Annotated in this window: 17 protein-coding genes and 2 rRNA genes; 7 read left to right on the top strand and 12 right to left on the bottom strand. The window is 41.2% G+C overall.

Going from position 1 to position 16,486, the window contains the following annotated elements:
- The 5 genes from KAH81_08745 to KAH81_08725 form a co-directional block, all read left to right on the top strand.
- Positions 1 to 486: 2-phosphosulfolactate phosphatase (locus tag KAH81_08745; protein ID MCK5833741.1), on the top strand; the 486-nt coding region annotated here is incomplete at its 5' end.
- The gene (locus KAH81_08740; GenBank protein ID MCK5833740.1) at positions 483 to 1,268 is read left to right on the top strand and encodes a tRNA 2-thiocytidine(32) synthetase TtcA; all 786 of its coding nucleotides are present in this window, start codon (positions 483 to 485) and stop codon (positions 1,266 to 1,268) included. The genes KAH81_08745 and KAH81_08740, both read left to right, overlap by 4 nt.
- Positions 1,269 to 1,463: 195 nt before the next feature.
- Positions 1,464 to 1,871: a prepilin-type N-terminal cleavage/methylation domain-containing protein gene (locus tag KAH81_08735; GenBank protein MCK5833739.1), complete on the top strand. Its 408-nt coding sequence runs from the start codon at positions 1,464 to 1,466 to the stop codon at positions 1,869 to 1,871.
- 91 nt (positions 1,872 to 1,962) lie between these two features.
- A complete protein-coding gene (locus KAH81_08730; GenBank protein MCK5833738.1) occupies positions 1,963 to 3,828 on the top strand; it encodes a tetratricopeptide repeat protein in 1,866 nt (621 codons plus the stop codon).
- Entirely contained in the window at positions 3,828 to 4,619 is a 792-nt protein-coding gene (locus KAH81_08725) for a prepilin peptidase (protein MCK5833737.1), read from the top strand. Before KAH81_08730 ends, KAH81_08725 begins: the two co-directional genes overlap by 1 nt.
- 104 nt (positions 4,620 to 4,723) lie before the next feature.
- Here the strand turns inward: KAH81_08725 and KAH81_08720 are convergent, their stop codons facing one another.
- Genes KAH81_08720 through KAH81_08710 form a run of 3 tightly spaced genes read right to left on the bottom strand, consistent with a single transcriptional unit; the run spans position 4,724 to position 8,177 of the window.
- Positions 4,724 to 5,158: a hypothetical protein gene (locus KAH81_08720; GenBank protein MCK5833736.1), complete on the bottom strand. Its 435-nt coding sequence runs from the start codon at positions 5,156 to 5,158 to the stop codon at positions 4,724 to 4,726.
- An 8-nt stretch (positions 5,159 to 5,166) separates the two neighbouring features.
- The gene (locus KAH81_08715; GenBank protein MCK5833735.1) at positions 5,167 to 7,281 is read right to left on the bottom strand and encodes a M23 family metallopeptidase; all 2,115 of its coding nucleotides are present in this window, start codon (positions 7,279 to 7,281) and stop codon (positions 5,167 to 5,169) included.
- Positions 7,278 to 8,177, bottom strand: coding sequence for a hypothetical protein (locus KAH81_08710; GenBank protein ID MCK5833734.1), 900 nt, complete (start codon positions 8,175 to 8,177; stop codon positions 7,278 to 7,280). The genes KAH81_08715 and KAH81_08710 overlap by 4 nt, the downstream gene beginning before the upstream one ends.
- Before the next feature lie 230 nt (positions 8,178 to 8,407).
- Between KAH81_08710 and KAH81_08705 the strand changes: the two genes are divergently transcribed.
- Together KAH81_08705 and KAH81_08700 are read left to right on the top strand one after the other, a co-directional pair.
- A complete protein-coding gene (locus KAH81_08705; GenBank protein MCK5833733.1) occupies positions 8,408 to 9,697 on the top strand; it encodes a 7-cyano-7-deazaguanine synthase in 1,290 nt (429 codons plus the stop codon).
- A gap of 203 nt (positions 9,698 to 9,900) precedes the next feature.
- Positions 9,901 to 10,137 carry a hypothetical protein gene (locus KAH81_08700; GenBank protein ID MCK5833732.1) on the top strand — a complete coding sequence of 79 codons (237 nt, stop codon included), beginning with the start codon at positions 9,901 to 9,903 and terminating at the stop codon, positions 10,135 to 10,137.
- On the opposite strand, the gene KAH81_08695 is transcribed toward KAH81_08700, so the two are convergent.
- From KAH81_08695 to KAH81_08655, 9 genes are all read right to left on the bottom strand, one after another.
- A complete protein-coding gene (locus tag KAH81_08695) occupies positions 10,112 to 10,912 on the bottom strand; it encodes a GTP cyclohydrolase I FolE2 (GenBank protein MCK5833731.1) in 801 nt (266 codons plus the stop codon). The genes KAH81_08700 and KAH81_08695 overlap by 26 nt on opposite strands.
- Positions 10,913 to 11,490: 578 nt before the next feature.
- On the bottom strand, positions 11,491 to 12,504 hold the full coding sequence (gene ruvB, locus KAH81_08690) for a Holliday junction branch migration DNA helicase RuvB (protein ID MCK5833730.1): 1,014 nt from the start codon (positions 12,502 to 12,504) through the stop codon (positions 11,491 to 11,493).
- A 1-nt stretch (position 12,505) separates the two neighbouring features.
- Positions 12,506 to 13,090, bottom strand: coding sequence for a Holliday junction branch migration protein RuvA (ruvA, locus tag KAH81_08685; GenBank protein MCK5833729.1), 585 nt, complete (start codon positions 13,088 to 13,090; stop codon positions 12,506 to 12,508).
- Positions 13,091 to 13,567, bottom strand: coding sequence for a crossover junction endodeoxyribonuclease RuvC (gene ruvC / locus KAH81_08680; GenBank protein ID MCK5833728.1), 477 nt, complete (start codon positions 13,565 to 13,567; stop codon positions 13,091 to 13,093).
- On the bottom strand, positions 13,564 to 14,397 hold the full coding sequence (locus tag KAH81_08675; protein ID MCK5833727.1) for a Cof-type HAD-IIB family hydrolase: 834 nt from the start codon (positions 14,395 to 14,397) through the stop codon (positions 13,564 to 13,566). The genes ruvC and KAH81_08675 overlap by 4 nt, the downstream gene beginning before the upstream one ends.
- A 2-nt stretch (positions 14,398 to 14,399) precedes the next feature.
- The gene (locus tag KAH81_08670) at positions 14,400 to 15,155 is read right to left on the bottom strand and encodes a YebC/PmpR family DNA-binding transcriptional regulator (GenBank protein MCK5833726.1); all 756 of its coding nucleotides are present in this window, start codon (positions 15,153 to 15,155) and stop codon (positions 14,400 to 14,402) included.
- A gap of 153 nt (positions 15,156 to 15,308) precedes the next feature.
- The gene (locus KAH81_08665) at positions 15,309 to 15,830 is read right to left on the bottom strand and encodes an HNH endonuclease (protein ID MCK5833725.1); all 522 of its coding nucleotides are present in this window, start codon (positions 15,828 to 15,830) and stop codon (positions 15,309 to 15,311) included.
- 146 nt (positions 15,831 to 15,976) lie between these two features.
- Positions 15,977 to 16,093, bottom strand: a 5S ribosomal RNA gene (rrf, locus tag KAH81_08660).
- Between the two features lie 100 nt (positions 16,094 to 16,193).
- A 23S ribosomal RNA gene (locus KAH81_08655) occupies positions 16,194 to 16,486 on the bottom strand; the annotation flags it as partial.

Raw genomic sequence — 16,486 nt, 5'->3', positions numbered from 1 at the left:
GGTTTCGACCTTGGAAACTCCCCTCTCGAATACACAGCAGAAATGGTCATGGGAAGAACACTGATTTTCGCCTCGACCAATGGTAGCAAAACACTCCTGGCCTGCTCCGATGCCTACGAGGTGTTTATTGGGGGTTTTATAAATATGCCCAGCTTAATAAATGAAGTAAGACATGCCGAGAAATTATTATTGGTATGTTCGGGCAAACTCGGGCGTTTTTCGCTCGAAGACACTATTTGTGCCGGGATGATTATTGACGAATTAATCAGAATTGGGAAAAAACCTGTTCTTCAATCAGATTCGGCGGTTTGTGCGCGATGGCTATTCGGGAGGTATGTTTCTGCACCAGATGAAACCCTTGCCTCAGCGGAACATCCTACCTATCTTTCTCAAAATCTCGGTCTTATTGAGGATGTTGCATTTTGCACTCAGATCGGATCTCATACTATCGTTCCCCGTTACAGCAAAGGAGTAGTCAACCTTTGAACAGTGGTTTTAGAAACCTTTCAGCTAATAAAAGAAAAAGCGTCCTTCTGCGTTCGGTGAAAAAGGCTGTGGGCATGTTTCATCTTTTCGAAGACGGTGACCGAGTTCTTATAGCGGTCAGTGGCGGTAAGGATTCATTGGTCCTACTTGATATTTTCAGGGAAAAATCTCCTTGGTGGGCTCGAACTGTTGAATTTATACCTGTTTTTATCGATTCAGGTTTCTCGGAAAAAAACGACGAATTTCTCGACCTAAAAGAATTTTCCCTTATGAGGGGGATGGAATTATATGTTGTTGAATGTAAAACAATCGCAAAAATCTCCTTTGGAAATGACAGACCTCAAAATCCATGTTTCATATGTAGCCGTTTGCGTAGAAAAGCCCTTATCGAAACAGCGGATAAACTTGGTGCAAACAAGATAGCCCTCGGCCATCACCGCGATGACGTTCTTGCCACTTTTCTAATTAATGCCTTCTATGGGCGTCAGATTGCGGCAATTCGCCCAAACCAAAGCCTTTTTTCTGGGAAATTCCATCTTATTCGTCCCCTATTCCTTGCGCGTGAAACACAAATTCGAGCTTATGCAGATGCTTTTTCTTTTCCTGATCTATCAAGAAAATGCTCCTTAGACGGAAATACAAAGAGAGATTATATCAAGAAACTCCTAGATGAGCTAGAATGTGATAACCCAGGACTCAAGCGTGACTTATTTCGGGCACTATTTCACCCAAAAACCGAATATCTTCTTGGCGATTACGCTAAGAAATCTTTGAAACTTTAAATGAGCTTTGCAAAATGCAAAATGCAAGGCTTTTTTCACCGAAAGTGTCTCCTAAACGCTAAATCAATTTATTAATAACCTATTGATATACATATACTTATCCAATTTTCCAGGGTTTTGGCATACACTCTGCACCTGTTAATTTAGGAAATTTGAAAACAACCAATTTTTTAAACCAAAGCCTAGGAGGGCAAAATGAAAAAAGGTTTTACACTGATCGAGCTCATGATAGTTGTCGTTATCATCGGTATTCTTGCCGCATTGGCGATTCCGAGATTTATGGCTGCTTCTAAAAAGAGCAAAATTTCGGAAGCAAGACTTGTTGTTAAGCAGATTTGGACAGCTAACCAGACCCTTTATGAAGAGACTGGCGCCTATGCTACTGCAGTCACCGATGTATTTGACTGGAATGATGCTGCTGCAGACAATGTTCCTAGTGGCATGGTTATCGATGTCCCGAGTGGCGAACCACGCTTCATCTATGATATTGTTGCAGATGGTGCTGCTCAGGGTCGTGCAAACACAGCTGTTGACGCCTCTCTTGGCGATGTCAACGCCGTTACTATCAGCGCAAATGGCGATCTCGGTGGCGGCTCATTCTAAGCAAATCTTAAATTTGCGTCTTTAAAGGGTGTTCATTGGACACCCTTTTTTTTTATTGCATATTTCAATAATCTTTGCTTAATTATACATTATGAAGAATTCTAATCTCGACCGACACGCCATTTTAATTCATAGATTTGCTTTAATAGGACTTCTTGTCCTAACTGCATTGGTTTACTTGAACGGTCTTTATGGTGATTTTGTTTGGGATGATATTTTTTTAATCAAAGAGAATCCGACTCTATTCCAAAATGATCCGACAATCTTCTTTAAAGGCCAATTCTTTCCCTCTCATAAATGGAACACTTCAAGTTACTATAGACCGATAGTTTCTTTTTCGTATTGGCTTAACTATAAGTTTTTCGGGATAAGCCCATTTTACTTCCATGTGATCAACCTCTTACTCCATCTTTTGTGTGTTTTTCTCTTCTATTATTTACTGAGACGGCATTTCCGCCTTTTGAAATTCGGCTCGGCATGGCTTGCAACAGCTATTTTCGCTCTTCATCCTTACCATGTTGAATCTATTACATTTATAAGCGGCAGAACAGATCTTTTAGCGACGTTGTTTTTTTTACTCGCTTTGATCCATTATTTTGATTATCGCAGATACAATCGTGTGTTACCTTTATACCTTTCTCTTTGTTCTTTTGCGCTAGGGTTACTCTCGAAAGAGCTTATAATAATCTTCGTGCCTGTCATCCTTTTATGGGAAATATTAATTAATGAGAAAACAAAGCTTAAGGACGCTTTAATTTCAATTTCTCCGTTTATAGTTATTACGGTTTTATATCTACCAATTCGAGCGCTTATACTGGGGAAAATATCGGGTTACAATGCTATTAATTTAACTCAATTGGATTTCCCTGTTAGGCTTTTTTATGCCCCTGTATTTCTTTGCAATTACTTTTCGATGCTGTTTTTTCCATTCAAATTTAATGCATATAGAAGGGAACAATGTCTTTCGATATGTGGCGATGGAATCCAGTTCAACTTTACCGTTATCGTCTCATACTTAATAATTTTGATATTAGTGTTTTTCTTTGTTCTATTTATCATTAAGAAAAGAAAGGATTTAGCTTTCTGGCTTTCGACAATCTTTATCGGTCTCGCATTAGTTGTAAACATAATCTCTCTTTCAGCAGCCCCTCTTTCAGAAAGGTTTCTATATTTACCTAGCTTAGGATTCGCATATATAGTCGCCTCCATTGTCACAAAATTAAGTGATAGAGTCAAATTAAAGAAACCCCGCTCCTCGATTTATGCTCTTTTTGTAATTTCTGTTTTATTTTACTATTCTGGGTTGATCTACGCTAGAAATTTTGATTGGCGTAATGAACTAATGTTCTATTCTTCTCATCTTAAGGCATCGCCAAAATCTGTAATGGCTCACACAGGAATGGCAAAAATCTACGGCGAAATGGGAGAACACGATTCGGTTATTTATCACGCAAAAGCTGCTATCTCTACAAATAAAAAGACATTGCCAGCTTATCTATCTCTTGCAAATGCGTATATCTATCAACAGAAGTTCGCACAAGCTGAATCGACGTTGTTATCTGCATCTCTGTTGGCACCAAAAAATGCACATCTTTATTTAACTTTGGGTAATATGGAAAGCAAAAGGAATAACTATAATGAAGCCCGTTCATATTATTTAGAGGCTCTTTCGCTGAATTCCGATTATTATTTTGCATACCTAAACATCGGCAAATTGGAGCACACCTTAGGCAATCATCAAGATGCTATTCGATATCTGGAAAAAGCAAAGGAATTAAATCCATTAGATCCATATATTCACAGGCTATTATCTATGGTTTATTCAGATATAGGCGAGAATGAGAAAGCACGAGTAGCCTGGAAAAAATACCTTGAACTTCCAGGAGTCAAAGTAGGAGAATTAATTGGCGATGAAGACGCACCGGGCGTTATACCTGAATCCATGAGGAGAAAATAATGGACTTTTTCCCGATACTTGCACTTTTTATTTTCGGTCTCCCGATCGGAAGCTTCCTTAATGTAGTGATCTGGCGTCTTCCTAGAGAGGAAAGCATAGCCTTTCCCCCTTCACACTGCCCAAAGTGTAATTCACGGATTAAGGCTTACGATAATATTCCCGTTCTCAGCTACATAATCCTTGGAGGCAAATGCAGGAACTGCGGCGAGCGAATATCGATTCAATATCCTATTGTAGAATTAGCCACGGCCATTCTTTTTGCAATTGCATGGCCTCTCACAGGCTCGACATTAAGCATGGAAGTTCCAACAGCGATTATCCTCACGGGGATGGGTATTTCGATAGCAGGCATAGACTTTCACCACCGGATAATTCCTAATGAGCTATCGATAGGTGGATTTATTGTAGGGTTAATTCTCGCACCTTTACGCACCGGTTCTTGGGCCGGACTTTTTTGGGCGCTTCTAGCAGGGCTTATCGGTGCCGGAATCCTGTTTCTTGTTCGAGTTGGAGGAAAAGCGGTCTTTAAGAGAGAGGCTCTCGGTTTCGGCGACGTTAAACTCATAGCGATGATAGGCGCCTTTGTTGGATGGCAAGGCGTTCTGCTTACAATTTTTCTAGGAGCGCTTTTAGGAACCATCGGTGGCATCGTTGGTATGATTATTTCCAAAAAAACCCGAGAGGAAAGGCTCATTCCATTCGGACCATTTTTGATGATTGCCGGGTTAATCGTTTTCTATTTCGGGGAGTCGATTATTGGCTGGTATCTCACAAATTTCTTCATGTATTGATATAAAGCAACATCGATTCGATACAACACATTTACAACTACATTGAACACAGACTTCCAGCAAACACGATAAATACAGTGCGCTCAATAACTGTTTATGTTAAACTATCGAACTGAATCTGCAACTACTGGGGTTTTATCCAGGAAAACCGGCTTTTCAACCTCGGAGAGATTAATACGCCATCCTTCGGCGTCGAACTTCAATTTGTGTATTGCAACCATCCGATTATCGTGAAATTCGTTCGCGCCTTTGCGATCAGTGGCAGTTACTACAGTTCTTACTTGAGCTACATCGCTAATTTCGCCCAATAACTCTATAGTATCGATGTTATAATCGACATTGTAATCCTCGAAGAATTTCACGAGAAGCGTTCCGGCAACATAGGCTCGAGGCCCGGAAACCGTCTTGAGATAGGCTTCGATATCTTCATTTTGCATTGCCATGTAATTTGCCTTTACAGTATCGAGAGGCGATTGTTTCGGAGCTTCGCACGCGATAAAAATCAACAATAACATTATGAATAAAAACAAATATTTCATTTTCCCCCCTATATTTTATTAAAATGTATTTCGTCCTTAATAGAATTGCCGGCAACATCGATAGCAATTACTTTCCATACATAATTGCCAGGGTCTAGTCCTTTAATATCGACAGCAATTTCATTTTTATCGCTATCGTATTCAGTGGGAACCCAAACATCGTCAATATAACTCTGTGGAAGGCGCTTATTTGAGAAACCCGACAGGTCGTCCTCGATTTTTGCTATTAGTCTATTATTAAACCTTGCATTTGGTTTATGTAAGAATTCAATTAATGGTGCAAGAGTATCCTCGGCAAGAGCAAATGTCCCAAATGCCCCAATTTTGGCATATAGATTATTATCTTCATCCCTTTCGGAACTAAGGAAAACCGTATCGCCCCTCCAAATCTGGATAATACATGTCTTTTCGTTCAGATTATCGATCTTTTCGCTTAAAAGCGTGATACACGCTTTAGATCTGAGCATAACACCTGCAGGTTCGATAGAGCATTGAAATCCGGAATCAGCAAAGACCTCGATGAAGTTATCCGTCGCAATAAATGGGTGAAAAACTCCTCCCTTCGGCACATTTAATCTTAACACCCCATTTCCGACAACCGTTTCAAGATTATCCTCGACCACAAACAGGCTTGGATTTAATAAATTTTTCTCCCTGCCGACCGTTAAAAAAGCCTCCTCTTCCAAAGGATAATCAAAAACCCTAAAAGTAAAAGAAGTATCATTTATCATTTCGGGTAAAATTTGCATTTCGGCGAATTCGATTTTCGGTAAACTCGGCGGTGGTTCATGGAAATCTGCTTGGAGAATAATATTGTCTGAACCAAATACTTTGTATGAGATTTCAGGTTTAGTTCCTTCGGTCGAATTCCATAATGCTACACAATTTGGAGAGTCAACAACTCGTATTCTCACCGATTTAGTCTCAGATTTAAGTCGCGTTGGGATACCCTCCGTGGGAATTCTATCGCGCAAAAGTTTATCGTCTATCGAACACTCAAATCGAAAACCAAGGGTATCTTCCTTGGAAAGAAGAGAGTGAAACATAAGTTGACCATGTTCCTCAGAAGCCCATAATTCGGTAGATACATATTGAAGAGAAGGCTTGATCTCGATGTTTAAGCCTGTTTTATTACCGCAAAAATCTGCAAGTGTTAATTTCGATATTACCGTGTCATCGGAAATATTGATTAGACCGAATCCCTCTGAGGTGCCTTTTAAAAGAGAAACATCGGCCCCAAAAGGATGAATCAGCTTAAGAGGTGGCCTTTTAAGCTCGAATTCTTCTTGAAGCCCTAAGTCATATATTAGTCCAATTTGCCTTGTGCGAGAATACGAAAATGTGTCTGCAAGAAAATGGAATAGAGTATCTGTTTTTTCCTCAAGTGAAATTTCATGTATTCCAAAATGGTTATGATTGATTTCGCTTTCGAGGTCGAAGGCCTCGATTGCAAAATAGATACATCCACTTGCGCTAAAAGTGAGTTCAAGCTTATCTCCAATTGGATAACGCACAGGTCGATAGTGCCCATCAACCGAGGAATTATTACCATACGGAACAGCCCACAAAGCGGTTATCCTTGGGGAAAGCGTGTCTTTTGTGATATAACCTAAATGCCCAGGGTTAAATGCTTTATCGAAACCGTTTCTGATTTCGAAATGTAAATGCGGGCTTCCAGCGCCGGTGCTTCCAGAAAAAGCTAGTGTGTCGCCGGCTTTAAAGGGAAAATCGCCTTTCTTGAACCACAATTCCGATGTATTACTTCTATTTTTTATACAGAACTCGTTTATTCGCTGCGTTATATTCTCATCAAAAGCGCTGAGATGCGCAAAAATATACACATCTCCGTTCGCGAGTTGATAATATATAACCTTGCCGTATCCCCATGGATTATTCCTAACACGGATAATGTCGCCATCGGCAGGGGCAATTATTGACATGCCTTCACCATCGGGTGTGCGGAAATCAAGTCCGGCGTGAAAGTGTCCGACGCGAAACTCGCCGAAACTGCTTGTGAGTTGCGGCGAGCAGTTAAGCGGCCAAATAATTTCCGCATTCGATGCTTGCGCCAACACTAATAGAGGGTAAAACAGAAGAGCGATTCCTACCCGAGAAATCCTCATCTTGGTATTCCATACGAAAGAGTGACTTGATGGCTGATCCCGAGCCCCTCTGAATAATTAACAAGGGCATAATCAAGTTCGATGCCCGCTTTGCGAACTCCGAAACCGGCGGAAAAATTGCGAGTATCGTGTCCGGGCGTAAATCCTACACGAAGAGCGGCATAATCAGTAATGTTATATTCAGCACCTAGAGCAAACCAACCAGTTAATCGGTCGGGTTTTATATAATCAGCAACCAGAGTTCCATAGCCAAGTATATCTGCGGCCAACCCAGCTCTATAGGTTAATGGATAGCGCTCTCTAAACATATTGAAAACAACCTCGTTACCTAGATTTTGTAACGAAACACCACCGCTAACGAATTTATAGCTCGACACCGCACCAAAATCGAAGACCCAACCCTCTCGGGATTCTTGATCGATTCGCTCGTGAATCCATTTTGCACTCGTGCCAAGGTCAATTACATTGGGAAATCGCTTTGCCACCGCAAATTGCATATAAAGCTGGTGGGATGAGAAGGTATAATCCGGTTCTGAAGTCGGCCCCGAACGAGCCTCGATTTTGTCGGAATCCATTAGAAAAAACCTACTCGTTCCCGCCCAATTACCCATAGTTTTGCCAAAAAAGATATTGGAGTTGAAGGTCTTAGAGCGCATGTAACTATATGAAACTCCAGCGCAAAGAGTGCGTTCGCCAAAAAGCGCAGCCGGGTTGGCATTCCCGCCTGTTTTAAGGTCGCCCACAACCGTCGCGGCTCCACCGAGTGCCTCATATTGAGCGCTTGTATTTAACCATAAAAATGCACCGGCAGGAAGAGTCATATCCCCATAAACTGTTTGAGCTGAAATCCCCGAGCATAAGACAATCGTTCCAATTATTAAAAATAGAATTCTCATAGTCGCCTTGGTTATAAGATTCAATCACGATTAAGTTTAATCAATTATCATGCCAAACGCAAGATTAGAGTCTTTTTGAAACCTCAGATAATTCTCAGAGCAAATCCTATATTTCTTTTAAAAGTATATTTTCATTTGCGCCCAAGATAATTTTTTTTAACTTATATTATGCTAAGTTATTTAAACTTGTATTCATCGAGCCGAAATCTATGTTAAAAGCAGGCTGCTAAATGTATAATGAAAAAGAGTTGTCATATTTTATTTCCTGCGGCTACCTCCCAATTCTAGACGAAAAACCTCTTAACCAGTTATTCGGTTATGATTTTGATGCTTTAAATCTCTCCAATTCCAACAGCATCGAGGATGAGTCCATTATGATCGACGAAGGAGTAAAAACACTTCGAGCTTGCTTCGAAGATTTAAGCTCCAAAGACCACGTCATCCCTCTAAGTGGCGGTTTAGATTCCCGCTTAATTATCGCTTCACTATTAGAAAGCGGCATACAAGACCGAATCCAGACTGTAACTTATGGCCAACCCGGAGCATATAATTATGAAATAGCGGTCAAATTGGCAAAAAAACTGGGATTGAAACACAAAACGATAAATCTCAATAAAATTAAAATCGATACGGAATCGTTGCTCCAAACAGCCAAAAACGGAGGATCATGGACCTGGTTAATCGATGCCTTCTACAATTCGATTGTATGTCATGAATACGGCAATGACGTCGTTTACTGGAGTGGATTTATGGGCGACCCACTTGCCGGTTCGCATCTTCCAATTCAAAAAAGCCGAACCTGGGACGAGGCGAAATCTATCTTCGTAAAATGGAACAATCTCAATCATTTCGCCAATCTGCCGAAGCTGGGACTCAGATTAGAGGATTGCCTCCCAGAAACACCCATTATAGATAGCTCGGTTCTTTCTTTCGATGAGCAAATTGATTTCGCTATAAGGCAGAAAAATTATATAAAGCGAGTAGTCCTGGTTAATAATTTTAAATTCCGCACACCTTTCACAACACCAAAATGGGTCGAGTTTACTCTCAGTCTTCCAAGAGAGTTGCGCTTTAAACGATATTTATTTAATAAGATAGCCTTATCCGCCTATCCAAAAATATTCAAGTTGCCCACCGAGGGCTATTTGGGCGCAGGACTTCACGCCTCTGATTCAAAACTCCTTATTAGACGCGCACTCAATAAATCCCGCGAGATAATATCGAATGTTTTCAACAAAGACGACCTCTTTAAATCCTTCTGGGAATCTATAAATGTTTTCAGGAGGGTGAACTATGTAGATTTTCAATCCGCAATAAACAATCGGAAGGACTACCGAGAAACCATTCAAGAAAACTTAGCCGATTTAAAAAAGCGCCATATTGTGGACTGGGTGAACCTCGATGAAATATATCGCCAATATCGGGATGGAAGCTACAATAATAGTCTTGCTTTATTATTTTTAACATCACTCGAGATTAGCCTAAAAGCGGAGGAGGAACAATCAGAAAAAAGAAGTTAATACAATATTTGTTTTATTTCTGTTTTTCGTGTAGCGGTGGTTTATTAGGTGGAGTTATAATTATCCTCTCGGAAATGTTCGGTGATAATCTATCTCTTTTAAGCTTGATTTTTACAACAATAATCGGTTTTGTATTTTTAATAATGTCGTTTTTTTATTTGAATAAAATCGATATATTGAAAAAAATAGGCTATTTCGAAACTTTGCCTGAAAAGAAAACAAAACCCATTAAAAAAAACCAATCCTTTTCTGCCGAAAAGATCATCGTTTCAATAGCAAATACTGGAATCATGTTTGCTCTTGCGCTTTTAATCTCGCACCTACATCAAACAGGTAAATACTACCTTGCAATGATCATAATTATGTTCATTGCAACCGTTTTAATAATTTCTATATGTATTGTCGAGAGATTAACTACTCGGAGTGACATTTCAGTCTAGCGCCCTGTTTTCCTCGTGTTATCTGTGCAAAAGCGGAATGATTATGAATCGATTCGTTGCTTGAAGCCCGAACACGAAACCACAGAATATCAGTTCTCGATGATAACTCCTTGGTCACCGCCCTAACTACATCCTCAACAAAGCGCGGATTTGCATAAGCCGATTCAGTGACAAATTTCTCGTCTTCACGTTTGAGAGTTGCATATACCGGCGAACTCGCACATTTTTCGCCTAATTCAATGAGTTCCTCGAGCCAAACAAAGGTTTCGCCAATTACTTCGATACCTATATGAGTTCGCTGACTGTGGGCACCATTTTCCGAAATTTCCTTGCTACAAGGGCATAATGTAGTCACAGGAACTTTTACGCCAAGTTTGAAATCGAATTTCCCTTCGACGATTTCGCCATTAAAAGTAGCTTTATATTCCATCAAGGACTTTAACCCACTTATCGGTGCGATCTTCTCTAAAAAATAAGGGAATTCGAGCGTCAGATGTGCTGCCCTGGCTTGAAACTGGCGAATAACCTCTTCGAGAATCTGTTTGATCTGAATGAAGGTGATCTCACCACGATATTCATTTATTATCTCGATAAACCTGCTCATGTGTGTTCCACGCCAGCAAGAGGGCAGATCGACAGACATCCTAACCTTTGCAACAGTGCTTTGTTTTTTGTTTTCTTTATCCAAAACAACAATCGGATAATCTAGATATTCGATCCCAACCCGTTCTATGTCGATTTCATATTCGGGCCTATAACCTGCAACATCAGGCATTATCTCGCGTGATGCTGAAGGTTGTTTTTTTATTTCTTTTTCATGAAGTTCCCATAAAAGCCCCCCGATTCCCTCGATAGCCTTCTTTGATACAATTCTATAAGATGGATTTTCTTCCCTCCTGAATTTCTCTGAATGATGTGCAGGTTGTGGATTCGATTGATACGCCAAGTCATCGAGTAGTTTGATATCTTTAGCCCATCCAGCATTCTGAGCTAAAATCGGGCTTAAAACGCGCCATGTTTCAGTAAACTCGAAAGGTTTTGGTCGAAACAACGATAGCGTCAGCTTAAGAGTTTTCCAAAGGGTTTCGCAATCACCTTTTTTAGCTTTAAATGCTCGAATATTGACTCTCAAAATATCTGTCCCCGGCACTAATTCCTCGAAAACCGGACCGCAAATAGGCGCAGCCAATTCAAATTCCTCAGAAAGTGCCTCTTTAGAATGGAAAAGGTCAAGAAGAAGGTGCTCGGGCCCCATAAAGCTTTGATAAACTAATTTATAGATATCTCGCGGACCGGCATTGGCATGTGCTTTTACGTAATCTTCGATAAAACCAATTGTTTTAGATGTTTTCATTAAAAAAGCCCTCCGCTGTCCATGGGATATACACATTTCATATGTTTATATGCACCGCGCGTTGCTTTTCTACCGCGCGGAGTTCTATTGATGAAACCTAGTTGAAGAAGGTAAGGTTCATATACAGATTCAATAGTCCCCTCGTCTTCACCAAGCACAGCTGCTATAGTTCCTAGACCGACAGGGCCACCCTCATATTTTTCAATAATCGTCAACAAAATACGCCTATCCATCTCGTCGAGACCGAGATGATCTATCATTAGAATATCCAAGAACTCGTAAGCTAATTTACATGAAATTATGCCATCGCCTTTGACTTGTGCATAATCACGAACCCGCCTAAGAAGCCTGTTCGCAATTCTTGGCGTTCCCCTGCTTCTTTTTGCGATCTCTGAACCCCCCTCTGCATCGGTTTCAATTTCGAGTATCCTTGCGCTACGCTTGACTATTTCATAAAGTTCATCGGGCGGATAATAGTCCATTCTCTCGACCACACCAAAACGCGAGCGAAGTGGTGCAGTAATAAGACCTGCACGAGTGGTAGCACCAACAAGAGTGAAGCGAGGGAGCTTTAAAGAAATTGTTCTGGCAGCCGGGCCTTTATCGATAATGATATCTAGGGCAAAGTCCTCCATTGCGGAGTAAAGATATTCCTCGACACCTCTTGGAAGCCGATGTATTTCATCTATAAAAAGAACATCCCCTCCTTTAAGACCGGTAAGAATCCCAACCAAATCGCCAGGTCTTTCGAGAACAGGTCCCGCTGACACATGGATACTTGAGCCCATTTCATTCGCTATTATATGCGCAAGCGTTGTTTTACCGAGTCCAGGAGGTCCATAAAGAAGGGTGTGATCGAGTGCTTCATCGCGTTTCTTTGCCGCCTGAATATATATTCCGAGTTTAGTCTTTATAGCTGTTTGGCCAACAAATTCGATAAGTCTCGATGGCCTAAGCGTTTCCTCAAATTCAAGGTCGCTGTCATTCTTATATGGCTTAAGTGGTTCTTCCATTTTATTGCTTTCGTATAATTTCAAGAGCAGTTCTGATAACTGCATCTATATTTTTTTCACCAACCAATGACACAGCTTCACGAACTCCGCGATTTGCATCCAGAGGGTTATAACCAAGTGCAACAAGTGCAGAAACTGCATCGCGAACTGCACCGCCTGCTTTCTTACTACTATGAAAAGCCATCTTATCGAAGGCTCCATCCAGCTCAAAGCAAAGCTTTTGGGCGGTTTTTTTGCCAAGCCCTTTTATTGTTGAGAGAAGTTTCAAATCTTTATTCTCCACCGCAAATACAAATTCCTCTGCACCCAAACCCGAAAGAATATTTAAAGCCATTCTTGGGCCAATACCGCTAATAGAATTGAGAGCATCGTAAAGAAAGCGCTCTTCTTCATTGGCGAAACCGAATAGCTCCATTGTATCTTCACGGTGAAGAAGTCGTGTGATTAATGTAGCCTCTTCGCCGGATTGACCGATTTCATCGGATGTCATCTTTGAGATGGAGAGGTAATATCCAATCCCCGTTACATCGATAACAACAAAATTATCCCCTTTTCTAGCAATAAAACCCCTAATAAAATCTATCATTTAACGAATCCTTAAAGCGCGTTGTGCCCAGCAATATGCTACCGCGATAGCATCACTTTGATCGGTTGGACACCCCGCAGGTGAGTTTAATAACCTCTGAACCATAAAAGCAACTTGCTCTTTGGTCGCGTTGCCGTTACCTACAAGGGCCATCTTAATTTCTCGCGGAGCAAAAGTCGCAACATCGACATCAGAAAGCGCTGCTGCGAGTAAGGCGGAAGTTCTTGCCTCACCTAATTTTATCATACTCTGAACATTCTTGCCGTAAAATGTATCTTCGATGGCAACAGTCGATGGTTTGTATTTATTCACTAAATCAATAACGAAATCGTATATTCGGACTAGTTTTTCGATTCTATCGGGGCTTTTAGGATGAAAAACACCTGATTCCACATGTGCAATTTTGTCGCCATTAACCTGAAGAATTCCCCACCCGGTGTTGATTGTTCCTGGGTCTATACCAAGAATGCAAATCATTTCTGATCAATCCTGAAATAGAATTCATCCAAAATCTGTGCCACAGCACCCTCATCGTTGGAAAGAGGACTGACATAATCGGCGGCATCCCGCGTAACCTGATGCGCCGAAGCCGGTGCTGCGAAAATCCCAGATTCCTCCGCCATAGAAATATCGTTGATATGATCTCCAATCGAGAGAACCTCATCGCGGGAAACACCAAGATGCTCTCGCAACATCTTTAGCGCTTTACCTTTATTAGTGCCTCGCGCGCGATACTCAACATAGTGCATAGGAAAATACCTTATCGATGGGAAGAGATGATCCTCGATATCTTCCAAGTTTAAAGCCCTTGTGTTAGATTGTATCCCTTCGATACTATCTCGGTGTCCTGCCACCAGAATTGTTGAAGGCTTTTTTTTTCCCAACAAATCAATATCCTCAAAATTCGAGATGTTAACAATCCACGTCGAAAGTGCGGGGCCGGTTAACTCGGAGACATTACGAGCATAAGCTTTATCGCAACAAACGAAAATTAGTGTTGAATCAGTATCCCATATAGCTTCGACGATTTTAACCGAACTTTCGATAGATATTGGTTCGTGATATAATGGTTTACCACCATAAGAATTTGCAATTATAGCACCGTTGAGTGCAATAACAGGTAGTCTGAGCTTTAAACGATCAATATATTCCCTCGCGGCTGAGATCATTCTTCCTGTGGCGAGAGTGACAAAAACACCTTCGTCGATAGCTCTCAATATTGCTTTCTCAACATCTGGCCTAAGATACGATTGTGAATCGATAAGCGTTCCATCGATGTCTATTACGATCAGTCTTGGCTTGGGCATTGTCACCCTGCAGAATTATATGCCTCGATGACATCATCGTCGATATCGAAATTGGCATATACATTTTGAATATCGTCGTGGTCTTCGAGATAATCCATAAGTTTGAGCATTTTCTCAGCGTCCCTGCCTTCTAATTTAATAGTATTTTGTGGCAGTTGAGTCAATTGGAAGTTTTCGATATTTAATCCTGCAGATTCGATTTTAACTCTCACAGTTTCAAGATCGCTCGGTGAGGTATATATCTCCCAGTTTTCTTCACCATCCTGGACATCCTCAGCACCAGCCTCAAGCGCTTTATCGAAAACCTCTTCCTCGGGAACGCCTTCTTTTTGAATAACAATAAGACCACGCCTATCGAACATCCACCCAACACAACCGGTTTCTCCCAGATTACCACCGTATTTATCGAGCATATGGCGAATTTCGGCAACAGTCCTACGCTTATTGTCCGTCATAGCATCGATAAGTATCGCAGCTCCTCCAGGGCCGTAACCTTCATAAGTTATCTCTTCGTAAACAACGCCGGGAAGCTCCCCCGTGCCTTTTTTAATTGCATTTTCGATATTTGACTTTGGCATGTTTGCAGCTTTTCCCGCATCAATTGCAGTCCTAAGTCGCGCATTGCCAGAAGGATCTCCACCACCAAAGCGTGCAGCTACAGTGATTTCTTTAATGATCTTTGTGAAAACCTTGCCTCTCTTTGCATCAAGGGCGGCTTTCTTGTGTTTAATGGAAGCCCATTTGGAATGACCACTCATACTCTCTCCCTATTTTTCGTTAATCATATACTTATTACAAATTATGCAAACAGCGCTATCTTCGCAAGGACAAAAACCGCTATAAACCTTGTTATTTATTTTAAAGGGAGTTTTTATTACGCTAATTATTAGACGATCCATTTATCCATAGCGTTAGATTTTTAGGTTGCGGAAATTTCGTTGGAATAGCTGATAGCGTAAATGGAATCTCGGGTGCTTCACTAATCGGAATATCCATAATACCTTTCTCACGTGAAATTCCGATAGCCATTTTAAGATAGCGTCTAAGTAACAGTAAAGGCGAAAATTTCTGTCTTTTTGCCAGCCACTCCAGTGCATCTGTGGCACATTTAGAGCTATACATGCGCGGCAAGCCCAAACCAGGTTATCGCCAGTGTTTGCTCCGCCTTTCTTGCGAGGAATAAGATGATCAGCGGTTAAATGCTCTTTGCTACCACAGTAACAACAAGACTGAGGTAATATCATCTTAAGTCGCTCATCGTCTGCGAGTTGTCCAATATCCATCGAGCCCTTTTTTAGGCCGTTATATAATCGATTCCGAATAATAAAATGAATTCTACTGTATTTTTCTTCTTTATTTGAAACCGCAGCATGCGCCATTGCGAGGTTGGCATAAGACCAAAATAGTAATTCTCTAATAGTGTTAATTTTCATCGTCTATATCTCGGTGTCGCTGCTTTTTTCCTGTTCGGTTGATTTATCGCAATTTAATAATACTCAAAATAATATATCAGATTTTTATTAAATTCAAAATTAAAAAAAGCGGTCAACTTCTAAAAGTTGACCGCTAAATAGAATAATCCCGGCAGCTACCTACTCTCCCACACCGTTACCAGTGCAGTACCATCGGCGTGTAAGAGCTTAGCTTCCGTGTTCGGAATGGGAACGGGCGTTGCCTCTTAGCTATGACCACCGGGAAATCTTGCGGGTTTAAACGGATTTAAACCCGGCTATAATTAATATCAATAAGAGATCGAGAACAGATACTATGGTGAAAGCACTCGAATAAGTTATAAATGGACCAAGACTCACGGGCTATTAGTACGGCTCGGCTAAACACATTACTGTGCTTACACCTGCCGCCTATCAACCTGATAATCTTTCAGGGCCCTTTAGGTCCTTGCGGACGGGAGATCTCATCTTGGAGTGGGCTTCGCGCTTAGATGCTTTCAGCGCTTATCCCGACCGAACGTAGCTACCCAGCAGTGCCATTGGCATGACAACTGGTACACCAGAGGTTCGTCCGACCCGGTCCTCTCGTACTAAGGTCAGCCCTTCTCAAATCTCCTACGCCCACAGCAGATAGGGAC

This window comes from bacterium (assembly GCA_023145965.1).
GTDB lineage: Bacteria > UBP14 > UBA6098 > UBA6098 > UBA6098 > UBA6098.
This window is presented reverse-complemented; position numbering and strand designations above follow the sequence as displayed.

Bases quoted from the DNA above. Each gene is read 5' to 3' on its own strand.
- KAH81_08735 (MCK5833739.1), top strand. From the start codon at position 1,464: ATGAAAAAAGGTTTTACACTGATCGAGCTCATGATAGTTGTCGTTATC.
- KAH81_08730 (MCK5833738.1), top strand. From the start codon at position 1,963: ATGAAGAATTCTAATCTCGACCGACACGCCATTTTAATTCATAGATTT.
- KAH81_08725 (MCK5833737.1), top strand. From the start codon at position 3,828: ATGGACTTTTTCCCGATACTTGCACTTTTTATTTTCGGTCTCCCGATC.
- KAH81_08720 (MCK5833736.1), bottom strand. From the start codon at position 5,158: ATGAAATATTTGTTTTTATTCATAATGTTATTGTTGATTTTTATCGCG.
- KAH81_08715 (MCK5833735.1), bottom strand. From the start codon at position 7,281: ATGAGGATTTCTCGGGTAGGAATCGCTCTTCTGTTTTACCCTCTATTA.
- KAH81_08710 (MCK5833734.1), bottom strand. From the start codon at position 8,177: ATGAGAATTCTATTTTTAATAATTGGAACGATTGTCTTATGCTCGGGG.
- KAH81_08705 (MCK5833733.1), top strand. From the start codon at position 8,408: ATGTATAATGAAAAAGAGTTGTCATATTTTATTTCCTGCGGCTACCTC.
- KAH81_08695 (MCK5833731.1), bottom strand. From the start codon at position 10,912: ATGCCTGATGTTGCAGGTTATAGGCCCGAATATGAAATCGACATAGAA.
- ruvB (MCK5833730.1), bottom strand. From the start codon at position 12,504: ATGGAAGAACCACTTAAGCCATATAAGAATGACAGCGACCTTGAATTT.
- ruvA (MCK5833729.1), bottom strand. From the start codon at position 13,090: ATGATAGATTTTATTAGGGGTTTTATTGCTAGAAAAGGGGATAATTTT.
- ruvC (MCK5833728.1), bottom strand. From the start codon at position 13,567: ATGATTTGCATTCTTGGTATAGACCCAGGAACAATCAACACCGGGTGG.
- KAH81_08675 (MCK5833727.1), bottom strand. From the start codon at position 14,397: ATGCCCAAGCCAAGACTGATCGTAATAGACATCGATGGAACGCTTATC.
- KAH81_08670 (MCK5833726.1), bottom strand. From the start codon at position 15,155: ATGAGTGGTCATTCCAAATGGGCTTCCATTAAACACAAGAAAGCCGCC.
- KAH81_08665 (MCK5833725.1), bottom strand. From the start codon at position 15,830: ATGAAAATTAACACTATTAGAGAATTACTATTTTGGTCTTATGCCAAC.